This window comes from Arthrobacter sp. Leaf141 (genome assembly GCF_001424565.1).
Taxonomy (GTDB): domain Bacteria; phylum Actinomycetota; class Actinomycetes; order Actinomycetales; family Micrococcaceae; genus Arthrobacter.
Genome location: NZ_LMOL01000002.1, coordinates 107,080 through 118,279 on the forward strand (window position 1 = coordinate 107,080; position 11,200 = coordinate 118,279).

11 protein-coding genes are annotated in these 11,200 nt (G+C 67.9%); 5 read left to right on the top strand and 6 right to left on the bottom strand.

Features of this window, described 5'->3' with window-relative positions; genetic code table 11:
• On the bottom strand, positions 1 to 711 hold a 711-nt coding region (locus ASF72_RS20855; protein WP_327019581.1), incomplete at its 3' end, for a Glu/Leu/Phe/Val dehydrogenase dimerization domain-containing protein.
• Positions 712 to 915: 204 nt separating this feature from the next.
• Here ASF72_RS20855 and ASF72_RS00735 point away from each other — a divergent pair.
• The gene (locus ASF72_RS00735) at positions 916 to 1,578 is read left to right on the top strand and encodes an AmiS/UreI family transporter (RefSeq protein WP_056595647.1); all 663 of its coding nucleotides are present in this window, start codon (positions 916 to 918) and stop codon (positions 1,576 to 1,578) included.
• On the opposite strand, the gene ASF72_RS00740 is transcribed toward ASF72_RS00735, so the two are convergent.
• Entirely contained in the window at positions 1,575 to 3,041 is a 1,467-nt protein-coding gene (locus ASF72_RS00740; RefSeq protein ID WP_056595650.1) for an APC family permease, read from the bottom strand. The genes ASF72_RS00735 and ASF72_RS00740 overlap by 4 nt on opposite strands.
• Positions 3,042 to 3,262: 221 nt before the next feature.
• On the opposite strand from ASF72_RS00740, the gene ASF72_RS00745 reads away from it, so the two are divergent.
• Together ASF72_RS00745 and ASF72_RS00750 are read left to right on the top strand one after the other, a co-directional pair.
• A complete protein-coding gene (locus ASF72_RS00745; protein ID WP_056595653.1) occupies positions 3,263 to 5,167 on the top strand; it encodes an alpha-amylase family glycosyl hydrolase in 1,905 nt (634 codons plus the stop codon).
• 108 nt (positions 5,168 to 5,275) lie between these two features.
• The gene (locus tag ASF72_RS00750; protein WP_050686327.1) at positions 5,276 to 6,133 is read left to right on the top strand and encodes a prephenate dehydratase; all 858 of its coding nucleotides are present in this window, start codon (positions 5,276 to 5,278) and stop codon (positions 6,131 to 6,133) included.
• Between the two features lie 4 nt (positions 6,134 to 6,137).
• Here ASF72_RS00750 and ASF72_RS00755 read toward each other — a convergent pair whose 3' ends face one another.
• Positions 6,138 to 6,815: a zf-HC2 domain-containing protein gene (locus ASF72_RS00755; protein ID WP_056595840.1), complete on the bottom strand. Its 678-nt coding sequence runs from the start codon at positions 6,813 to 6,815 to the stop codon at positions 6,138 to 6,140.
• 5 nt (positions 6,816 to 6,820) lie between these two features.
• Positions 6,821 to 7,318, bottom strand: coding sequence for a sigma-70 family RNA polymerase sigma factor (locus ASF72_RS00760; RefSeq protein ID WP_050686324.1), 498 nt, complete (start codon positions 7,316 to 7,318; stop codon positions 6,821 to 6,823).
• A 153-nt stretch (positions 7,319 to 7,471) separates the two neighbouring features.
• Between ASF72_RS00760 and ASF72_RS00765 the strand changes: the two genes are divergently transcribed.
• Positions 7,472 to 8,026, top strand: coding sequence for a COG4315 family predicted lipoprotein (locus ASF72_RS00765; RefSeq protein ID WP_050686322.1), 555 nt, complete (start codon positions 7,472 to 7,474; stop codon positions 8,024 to 8,026).
• Positions 8,027 to 8,165: 139 nt separating this feature from the next.
• Positions 8,166 to 9,575 (top strand): aldehyde dehydrogenase family protein, encoded by a 1,410-nt coding sequence (locus ASF72_RS00770; RefSeq protein WP_056595656.1) that lies wholly within the window; start codon positions 8,166 to 8,168, stop codon positions 9,573 to 9,575.
• 52 nt (positions 9,576 to 9,627) lie between these two features.
• Here the strand turns inward: ASF72_RS00770 and ASF72_RS00775 are convergent, their stop codons facing one another.
• Together ASF72_RS00775 and ASF72_RS00780 are read right to left on the bottom strand one after the other, a co-directional pair.
• Entirely contained in the window at positions 9,628 to 10,053 is a 426-nt protein-coding gene (locus ASF72_RS00775) for a heat shock protein transcriptional repressor HspR (RefSeq protein ID WP_050686319.1), read from the bottom strand.
• Positions 10,054 to 10,064: 11 nt separating this feature from the next.
• Positions 10,065 to 11,039, bottom strand: coding sequence for a DnaJ C-terminal domain-containing protein (locus ASF72_RS00780; RefSeq protein WP_197273582.1), 975 nt, complete (start codon positions 11,037 to 11,039; stop codon positions 10,065 to 10,067).
• Between the last annotated feature and the right edge of the window lie 161 nt (positions 11,040 to 11,200).

The window sequence follows — 11,200 nt, forward strand, 5'->3', positions numbered from 1 at the left end:
GGAAACCACCACACGCTGCCCGTCGAACGAGGTGCCGCGGGTTTTGAGCATCTCCTGGGTGAAGATGACGGTACCGAAGCCGGTGGCTTCGGGGCGGACCAGCGAGCCGCCCCACGAGATGCCCTTTCCGGTCAGGACGCCGGACTCGTAGCGGTTGGTGATGCGCTTGTACTGGCCGAACAGGTAGCCGATTTCGCGGCCGCCCACCCCGATGTCGCCGGCCGGGACGTCGGTGTATTCGCCGATGTGCCGGTAGAGCTCGGTCATGAACGACTGGCAGAAACGCATGACTTCCGCGTCGCTGCGGCCCCGGGGGTCGAAGTCCGAGCCGCCCTTGCCGCCGCCGATGGGCATGCCGGTGAGCGCGTTTTTGAAGATCTGCTCGAAGCCCAGGAACTTCACGATGCCCAGGTACACAGACGGGTGGAACCGCAGGCCCCCCTTGTAGGGGCCCAGCGCGGAGTTGAACTCCACCCGGAAGCCGCGGTTGATCCGGACCCGGCCGGCGTCGTCCGTCCACGGCACCCGGAAGATGATCTGCCGCTCGGGTTCGCAGAGCCGTTCCAGGATGGCGGCTTCGAGGAATTCCGGATGCCTGTCATGGACCGGGCCCAGGCTTTCAAAAACCTCGGTCACCGCCTGGTGGAATTCCGCTTCCCCGGGGTTCCTGGCCAGGACGGTGTCCCGAATGGCCTCCAGCCGTGCATCCATGCAGTATTTCCTTACGTCGAAGCCAATCAGGGGGCTGCCGCCGGCAGTGCAGTGGCTGCGGCGGGTCCTCCATCCAAGCTAACGGATTGCGACCGGGCAGCAGTAGGCACCGATCGAGCTGTCCGCTAATGTCCGTATTGTGACACTTAGATTCCACAAAACGAAAAAAGTATGCACCGTTCGGGGTCTTGGGGCGGGTGCCTGATGGCCTATCTCTGCCTGCTCCTCTCCGGGGCCGCGCTGCTCGCCAACGGCCTCGCAACCCTGGGGCGCATCCCCCGCCGCGACGCAGGTGTCCTCAGCCTGGCCATCGGGTCGCTGCAACTGGTGCTCGCCGTGGGATACCTGGCGGCGGCCGCTGCCGGACCGGCCGGTGCGGCGTTGCCGGCGGAGACCCTGATGACCGCGGTGGGGATGGTCCTTTTTGGCCTGACCTATGTCCATGTGGGCATCGATACCCTGCTGGGTTTGGGCTCGCAGGGCCTGGGCTGGTTCTGCGGCATGGTGGGCTTTGTGGGCCTGCTGCTGGCCGGCAGCTGGTTCGCGTCGAACCCGTTCCTCGCGGTGCTCTGGCTGTGCTGGTCGCTGTTGTGGGGGCTGCTGTTCGGGTCCATGGCCCTGGGCTGGCGCCGCGTGGACCGGTTCACCGGCTGGGCCCTGGTCCTGGCCAGTCAAGCCACGGCGACAGTGCCCGGGTTCCTGGGCCTTGCCGGGCTGTGGCCGCAGCAGGGTGAGGTGGCTGCGGCGGCAGCGGCCGGGCTGACGGCACTCCTGCTGGCCGCGTTCCTGCTGGCCCGCCGCGGCACGGTTCCGCCGCGCGCCGCCGGGAGGGTGGCCGCCGGCGCCCTGCCGGACGGCGCCCGCTAAGCCCGTCCGGGCGCTGCCCCACCGCGGCGTTCAATCGCCAGTTCCACCAGGGTTCCGGCAGCAAACACGGCAGGGACAGTGGCCAGCAGGACTGCTGCGGTCCCTGCGCTGCCGCCGATCAGGGCGGTGAAATTGCCTACCACCTGCGCGAGCACCCAGATCAGCAGGACGGCGCCCAGCACCGGTGCGATCCTGGTCTGCCACAGCGGGCCGGTCTCGCGCTGCCGGTGGAAATACCGGACGACGGCGGCTGAACAGAGGATGTACAGCACCAGCAGTGCCGCGACGGCCAGTCCGCTGAACCAGGAGAACAGGCTCAGCACAGGGTCCAGCCCCAGGAGCGCGAAGGGGGCGACCAGCGCCACCGCCAGCGCGGTCTGCAGCCAGGCGGCAACGGCGGGCGCGTGGTGCCGGTTGGTGCGGGCCACGGCAGCGGGCATGGACCCGCGCAGTGCCAGTGAGTGGAGGTACCGGTTGATGCCGTTATGGAATGCGACGATGCCGGCCAGCAGGGAGGTCACCAGCAGGATGCCGGTGGCCACCCCGGCCCACGGGCCAAACAGGTCCACCATGGGCCCCAGCACAAAACTGGTGGAGTCCCCGGATTCCAGGGCGGCCCCGGCTGCTGCCATGACCTGGGACGGCCCGTAGTAGCTGACCAGCATCCAGGAGGTGAAGGCGAAGAAGATGGCGATGACGCCTACGGAAAGGTAGGTTGCGCGGGCCACGGTCCGCTGCGGATCCTTTGCCTCAGCGGAGTAGATGGCGGTGGACTCGAAACCGAACATGGACGCGACGGCGAACATGATGGCCACCCCGGGGGCCCCGGCGGCAATGGCAGCCGGGGAAAAGGACGCCGCCAGGTTCAAGCCTTCCGGGCCGCCACCCTGGAACAGGACGGTGAAACCGAACAACAGCAGCACTGCCACCTCAAGTCCCACCAAAACCGCCAGCACGCGGGCGCCGAGTTCGATGTTCAGCGAACCCAGCACCTGCACGCCTGCCATGGTGGCCAGCGCCGGCAGCCACCACGGCACATCAATACCCACGGACGCCAGGAGCCCGGAGAAGGCAGCCCCGTACAGCCCGTACATGGCGGCCTGGATGGTGTTGTAGGCCAGCAGTGCGAGCCACGCCGTCCCCGCGCCGGTCCGCGGGCCAAACGCCGCCGTGACGTAGGCATAAAACGCGCCATTGGCCCGGATCTTCCGGCTCATGGCCACAAAACCTACGGCGAAAACAGCGATGACGGCGCCCACCACCAGGTATGCACCCGGTGCACCCGCGCCGTTGCCCAGCGCCGCAGCAAGTGGCGAGGCCCCCACGATCCCGGTTAAGGGCGCCTGGGCGGACAGCACAAAAAAGAGGATGCCGAGGACCCCAACGCTGCCGGAGCGCAGGGCAGTGGAATGCTCTTTGGCACGTGTGTCCACGGTTCGTGGTTCGGAATTCGAAATGCTCATGGGATCCCTCTTTAACAGTCAAATTTGCGCCGGGGCCAGCTGTGGAATCCAGCTTGGCACCGGTGTCCGCGGGCGGTTTGTCCGGCAGCGACCGGAACTTGTTTGTCAGCGCAGCGCGCCGTTGGCGCTTCTTCCATTCCGGCGCGGGCAACGGTGGCATACTGCCGTAACCAGGTGCCGCCGGATCAAGCCCGGCGCGGGGTCCGAAGGAGCACTCGTCCATGCAGGAATCCGTCAGGGTGGATGCCGCGGCACACCAGCATGTCCTGGAAGCCATCAGCCTGGCCCAGGGCCCCGCCCGGGCTGTTGACCCGGCGTTCGCCGCCCGCCTCGAAGATCACCTTCCCGCCCTCTGCGGCCTGTTCCATTCCCTGTACGGCCAGCGCCCCGACTGGCTGGAGCAGCTCACCGCGCTGGTGCTCCAGTGCGCCGCGTCCTGGCAGGAGCGCCCGGCAGAGCTGAAGGCCGTGGATGCCGAACGCGGCGCCGACCCCGGCTGGTTCCAGGCCAACACCATGCTGGGCGGCGTCTGCTACGTGGACCGGTACGCCGGCACCCTGGAGGGAGTACGGGCCCGGATCCCCTATTTCAAGGAGCTTGGCCTCACCTACCTGCACCTGATGCCGCTGTTCCTGGCGCCGGAGCCGCACTCGGACGGCGGCTACGCGGTCTCCAGCTACCGGAAGGTGAACCCCAAGCTGGGCACCATGGAGCAGCTGCGGTCCCTCGCGGCCGAGCTGCGCGCCAACGGGATCAGCCTGGTGGTGGACTTCATCTTCAACCACACCTCCGACGAACACGAGTGGGCCCGCAAGGCCGCTGCCGGGGACCGGGAGTTCAGCGACTACTACTGGCTCTACCCGGACCGCACCATGCCGGATGCGTTCGAGGAGCACGTCCGCGAAATCTTCCCGGAAAACCACCCCGGCTCGTTCATCCGTACCGAAAACGGCCGCTGGGTATGGGCCACGTTCCACACGTACCAGTGGGACCTGAACTACTCCAACCCTGACGTTTTCCGGGCCATGGCCGGCGAAATGCTGTTCCTGGCCAACCAGGGCGTGGACATCCTGCGGATGGATGCCGTGGCGTTCATCTGGAAGGAACTGGGCACCCCCTGCGAGAATCTGCCGCAGGCCCACACCCTGCTGCAGGCCTTCAACGCGGTCTGCCGGCTGGCCGCGCCGTCGCTTCTGTTCAAATCCGAGGCGATTGTCCACCCCGATGAGGTGGCCCTGTACATCAGTCCCGGCGAGTGCCAGATTTCGTACAACCCGCTGCAGATGGCGCTGATCTGGGAATCGCTGGCCACCCGGGATACGTCCCTGCTGGGGCAGGCCCTGAAGCGCCGGCACAACATCCCCGACGGAACTTCGTGGGTGAACTACGTCCGCAGCCATGACGACATCGGCTGGACGTTTGCCGACGAGGACGCCGCCGAGCTGGGCATCAACGGCTTCGACCACCGCCGGTTCCTGAACTCGTTCTACGTCAACAGGTTTCCGGGCAGCTTTGCCCGCGGTGTTCCGTTCCAGGACAACCCCCGCACCGGGGACTGCCGGATCTCAGGGACGACGGCGTCGCTCTGCGGCATGGAGGACAACCCCTCGGAGGCAGTGGAACGGATCCTGCTGGCCCATTCGGTGGCCTTCAGCACCGGCGGCATTCCCCTGCTGTACCTGGGCGATGAAGTGGGCCAGGTGAACGATTACCAGTATTACCTTGAGAAAGGCCACGACACCGACAGCCGGTGGGTGCACCGGCCGCGCTATCCTGCGGAAAACTATGCGCACAAGGCCGAGGCCCGCACCCCGGAAGGGGCCGTGTTTGCCGGCATCCGGCGGATGGCCGCGGTCCGGGCCGCCACCCCGGAACTGGCGGGCATCCGGCTGATCGACTTCGCCGCCAACCACCGGAGTGTCCTGGCGTACCAGCGCCCGGGCGAAGACAGCCGGATCCTGGCTCTGGCCAACTTCAGCGACTCCCCCGTGATCCTGCAGGCGGCGACCTTCGCGGGTTTCGCGCCTGCCGCCGTCGACCTTCTTTCGGAAACCGAGCAGGACCTGGCAGACGGGCTGGCGCTGCTCCCCCGCCAATTTGTCTGGCTGCGCGTCACGCCCCTCTGACACCGGGCCACCCAACTGACTCGCACTTGTTGTCGTTTTGGGCCCTCAAAACGACAACAAGTGCGAGTCAGTTGGGGAGGCGGGCGCAGGCGTGAAACCATACGGAGCATGGCCCAGAAGATTGCGTACCAGGGTGAGCCCGGCGCCAACTCCAATATCGCGTGTCAACAGATGTTCCCCGAGCTGGAAAGCATCCCGTGCGCCAGTTTCGAGGACGCCTTCGAGCTGGTCTCCAGCGGGGAGGCGGACCTGGCGATGATCCCCATCGAAAATTCGATCGCCGGCCGGGTGGCGGACATCCATATCCTGCTGCCGCAGTCCAACCTGCAGATCGTGGGCGAGTTTTTCCTGCCCATCCATTTCGACCTGCTGGGCATCCCCGGCAGCACCATCGAGGGTGCCACCGAGGTCCACAGCCACATCCACGCGCTGGGCCAATGCCGCCGCCTCATCCGCGAGGCCGGCCTCCGCCCCGTCATCGCCGGGGACACCGCCGGTTCGGCCCGGGAAGTCAGCGAGTGGAACGATCCCCGCAAGCTCTCGCTCGCCCCGCCGCTGGCCGCACAGATCTATGGCCTGGAAGTCCTGGCCTCCCGCGTGGAGGACGACCCCTCCAACACCACCCGCTTTGTGGTCCTGGCCCGCGAAACCGGACTGCCGGCACGGGACGAGGTTCCCGGCCTGGCCGTGACCAGCTTTGTGTTCCGCGTCCGCAACGTCCCGTCCGCCCTGTACAAGGCGCTGGGCGGGTTCGCCACCAACGGGGTGAACATGACCCGGCTGGAGAGCTACATGGTGGGCGACGAGTTCGCGGCCACCATGTTTATGGCCGACGTCGAAGCACACCCCGAGGACCTCCCGCTGAAACTGGCGTTGGAGGAACTGGAGTTCTTCACCACCGAGGTGCGGATCCTCGGCGTCTACGCGGCAGCGGATTTCCGGGCGGACGCACCGGCGCCGGTGTAAAGGCCTACCCGCCCGGCACCGCGATGACGGCAACGGTCTGCTGTTGCCCGTCACGCATCTCCACGCCGGCGATGCTGGCGAGCTGGACCGGGGTGGCGCCGGTGATCCGCACCCGGCCGCTCGGGGTTGCGGTCCACGCGCAGGCCCGGTCCTCGCCGCCGGCGCGGTCCTTGACCCAGAGCGAGAACGTGCCGTCCACCGGCAGGCTCTGTCCGTCCACCGCAAGTTCCGTGCCCCAGGTTTTCCGCACCAGGCCCACGGTGAGCCGGACCCCGTCGCCCGCCTGGACGGAGTAGGTGGCGTCTGGTTTGGCGGGCGGGCTGAGCAGCGGCCCGGCCAGGATCCCGGCAGCCAGGCAGGCGGCGGCAGCCGCGGCCACCGCGGCTGTCCACCGGACGCGGACCGTACGGCGGCGGGCGGCCAGCTGATCCAGCAGGCGTTTGGGAACCGGCGGCGCACCGCTCTCCGCCGCTACAGCCGCCTGTTGCGGGCTTGCTGCCACGCCGGGAAGCACAACGGCGTCCCCCACCGGCACCGCGTCCAGCAGCGCCGGCAGGCTGGAAAGTTCGTCCAGCTCCTCCCGGCACGTGGCGCAGGACCCCAGGTGCTGTTCGAACAACGTCACGTCCGACGGGTCGAGGCCGCCCAGCAGGTAGGCGCCAAGAAGCTGGTGCGGTTCCATGGCGGTCACCGCTGGACCCCCATCTCGTCGAGGATGGTCCGCAGCGCCCGGACGGCGTAGAAAGCCCGGGACTTCACGGTTCCGCTGGGGATATTCAACTTTTCCGAAGCCTCCTTCACGGTGTATCGGCGGTAGTGGAGGGCCACCAGCACATCGCGGTGTTCGGCGCTCAGCCGCAGCAGCGCCTCCTCCATCAGGACCCGGGTGAGGAGCTCGTCCACCCGCTCGGCTGGATCCACCGGATCCACGGGGTCTCCGGTGGCCTCGGCCGGCCGGCGCTGGGACCTGCGGTAGTTGTCGATCATGATGTTGCGGGCCGTCCGGAACAGGTAGCTGCGCAGGCCGCCGGTGATCTCCGGGGCCTGCCGCCAGACGCGCAGCACCGTCTCCTGGACCACGTCGTCGGCGATATACGGGTCCCGGCAGGCGCTCAGGACAAAGCGCCGCAGGGCAGCGCCGTGGTCACGATAAATCGCCGCCACCACTTCCTCATCCAGCGACATGCCCTGCCTCCCGCGTCGAACCCGCCTGCCTCTAAAGACGTCCGAAACCACACAAAGGTTCAGTTCCGGTTCCCTGAACCATTCTTGCCCGCACGGCGTCTAAGAGGGTAGCGCCGGCCTCCGCGTTGGCTGGCTCGAGGCAAGGAGCAAAAGATGCACAAGAACCTCAGCTTTGGCCTGTCGGCTTTGGCGGCCGCCGCATTGCTGTCCGGCTGCGCAGTCGGCGGGGGAAGCAGTACGACGCCGGCGCCCACCCCGTCCACGGCGGCGTCGGTTCCGGCATCCGCCCCGGCGTCCGGCCCGGCGACGACGGCGGCCGCCACCTCCGGTGCAGCCGCTTCGGCGAAGCTGATGACGGCGGACTCCGCGCTCGGGCCGATTGTGGTGGACGGCAACGGCATGAGTATCTACTACTTCACCAAGGACACCAAGGACTCCGGCACCAGCGCCTGCACCGATGCCTGCCTGGCAGCGTGGCCACCGGTCACCACCACCGAAGAGACACCGGCCATGGACGGCGTAACGGGAACGCCGGGCACCATCACCACGCCGGACGGCAAAAAGCAGGTCACCATCAACGGCATGCCCGTCTACTACTTCGCCAAGGACAAGGCCGCGGGGGACATCCTGGGCCAGGGCGTCAACAGCGTCTGGTATCTCGTGGCCCCCTCCGGCGACATGGTCACGTCCGCAGCGGGCAAGTACTAGCGGCGGCGCGCCAGGCTGTGCCCTCCATGTCAAGGGTCCTGCGTAAAAAGACAAAGGATCCTGCCGGGCAGCATCGACACTGGAAGCAAGCTGCCAGGCCACCCGGCCGGCGCCCTTCCTACTCGAGGTGGAGTACCCCGTGGAAACCTATGATGCGCTGCTTGCTTCCATCGCCCCCGGCCGCGGGCCCACCCGCACCATCCATGACCCGGCCACGGGGGCTGCCGTGGGAGAGGCGCCCGAGCACACCGTTGAACAGCTGGACGCCGCAGTGGCCGCAGCCCGCGCAGCGCAGCCGGCCTGGGCTGCCCTGGGCCACGACGCCCGGTCCGCGGCGCTCCTGAAAGCAGCCGACGCCGTCGAACGTTCCGCAGAGGAACTGGCCCGGCTGCTGTCCCGCGAACAAGGGAAACCGCTCAACGGACCCAATGCCAGGTTCGAGGTGGGCGCCTGCGCCGCGTGGCTGCGGACAGCGGCCGGAACCCCCCTGCCTGCCGAGAGCCTGCTGGACGACGGCGAAACCCGCGCCGAGCTGCAGTACCGGCCCATCGGGGTGGTGGGCGCCATCGGCCCCTGGAACTGGCCCATGATGATCACCGTGTGGCAGATCGCCCCCGCCCTGCGGATGGGCAATGCCGTGGTGGTCAAGCCCTCCGAATACACACCCCTGAGTGTCCTGGCGCTGGTGAAAGTCATCAACGAGGAACTGCCCGAGGGCCTGGTCACCGTAGTCAGCGGCGGCCGCGAGGTGGGGGCGCGGCTGGCCGGACACCCCGATATCGGCAAGATCATGTTCACCGGCTCCACCGCCACCGGAAAAGCCATCATCCGGTCCTCGGCGGACACCGTCAAACGCCTCACGCTGGAACTGGGCGGCAACGACGCCGGCATTGTGCTGCCGGACGCCGACCCCAAGGCCATCGCCCAGGACCTTTTCTGGGGTGCCTTCATCAACACCGGCCAGACCTGCGCCGCGCTGAAGCGGCTGTACGTCCACGAGGACATTTACGACGCCGTCTGCGAGGAACTCACCGCCGTAGCCAAAGCCATGCCGATGGGCAACGGGCTGGATGAGTCGAACGTGCTGGGACCGCTGCAGAACAAGGCACAGTACACCATCGTCGCCGGCCTGGTGGAGGATGCCCGGGCCTCAGGGGCGCGGATCCTGCTGGGCGGCGACCCGGCAGCGGACCAGCCCGGCTATTTCTACCCCACCACGCTGGTGGCGGACATCGACAACAACAACCCGCTGGTGGCGGAGGAACAGTTCGGCCCCGCACTGCCGATCATCAAATACAGCACCGTGGACGAGGCAGTGGCCAAGGCAAACGCCCTGGACGTGGGCCTCGGCGCCTCCGTATGGTCCCGGGACCTGCAGGCGGCCCGGGCCGTCGCCGCCCGGATCCAGGCCGGCACGGTGTGGATCAACAGGCACGGCGCCGTGGACCCGCGCATCCCGTTCGGCGGCGCGAAGCAGTCCGGTTACGGGCTGGAGTTCGGGGTGGAGGGCCTCAAAGCCCTCGGCGTGCCGCAGGTCATCAACGGCTGAGCCGGCGTCCGCGGGCCCCGGCGTGCCGCGGGCCGGCTACGGGCCGGGCGGGCTACTGGCCGATGGCCCGCGGCCGCCACAGCACCATGGCCTGGGTCCGCGGCCTGGGCCGCTGCCCGCGGGCCAGGCTGACCACGTCACCGGCGGCGCCCGCGGCGAAGATGCGCGAGTCGAAGGACTGCGGCCGGCGGGCCAGCTCCCCTGCCAGTTCGGTCACCCGGTGCTGCAGTGCCGCTACCTGGTTCTCCAGCTCCAGGATACGTTTGATGCCCTCCAGGGAGACACCCTCCTGGGAGAGCCGCTGCACCTCCCGCAGCATGTTAATGTCCCGCTGCGAATAGCGCCGGGACTTGCCGGGGGCGCGGCTGGGCGAAACGATGCCCATCCGGTCGTACTGGCGCAGCGTTTGGGGGTGCATGTCCGCCAGCTCGGCCGCCACGGAGATCACAAAGATGGGCTGGTCAGCGCTGATGTCCATGGCACACGCTCCTAGAGCCGGGCCTTCGCGGCCAGGCCTTCCCGGACGTCAGCACCGGCGGTGGCTTCGGCAAACGCCTTGACGGCGGCCTCGGCTTCCTTGCTCAGGTTTTTGGGAACGGCGACGTCGATGGTCACCAGCAGGTCGCCGGCAGCCTTCGCCGTTGCCACACCTTTGCCCTTGACCCGCAGGGTACGGCCAGACGGCGTTCCCGCCGGCACGCGGACGCGCACCTTTTCGCCGTCAACAGTGGGTACTTCGATGTCGGCGCCCAGCGCGGCTTCGGGGAAGGTGACGGGGACGTGGATACGGAGGTTGTCGCCGTCGCGGGTGTAGAAGTCGTGCGGCTTCACGGACACGGCCACCATAAGGTCGCCGTTGCCTGCGGCACCGGGCTGGCCCTTGCCGCGGACGCGGATCTTTTGGCCGTCCTTGATGCCGGCGGGGACCCGCACGTCGATGACCTCGCCGTTCGGCTCCCGCAGGCCGATGGTGGTCCCCCGGATGGCGCCGGAGAAGGAAATGCTGGTGGTTGCGGTCCGGTCCGCGCCCTTGGCAGGCGGGCGCTGGAAACCTGCGCCGCCGCCGAAGCCGCCACCAAAAAGGTCAGCGAACTCGGGCGGAATGCCGCCGGATGACGGGTTGAACCCGCCCGCATGCCGGCCGGTGTTGCCGGTGAACAGGCCACCGAACATGTCCTCGAACCCGCCGTTGCCGCCGCCGGTCCCGCCGGGGGCGAAGCGTGCGCCGCCGCCCATGGCCCGGATGGCGTCATACTGCTGGCGCTCATCCGGATCCGACAGCACCGAGTAGGCCTCGGAGATGTCCTTGAACTTCTTCTCCGAAGCAGCGTCCCCCGAGTTCGTATCCGGGTGGTGCTGGCGGGCAAGTTTCCGGTACGCCTTCTTGATGTCGGCGTCGGAAGCGTCCTTGGCGATACCAAGGATCGCGTAAAAGTCCTTGTCCACCCAGTCCTGGCTAGCCAATGGCGTTTCCTTTCTCGTACTTCTCAGTTGTACCGACGCTCTACGCGGTCACCTCACCTTAGGCGAGATTGCCGCTTAGGCGCCGGACGGATGAGGGGCCCGGGAGTGGCATCGGGCCTGCCGGAGCGTGGAGGCAAAGTCCGTGAGGACTTTGCCTCCAC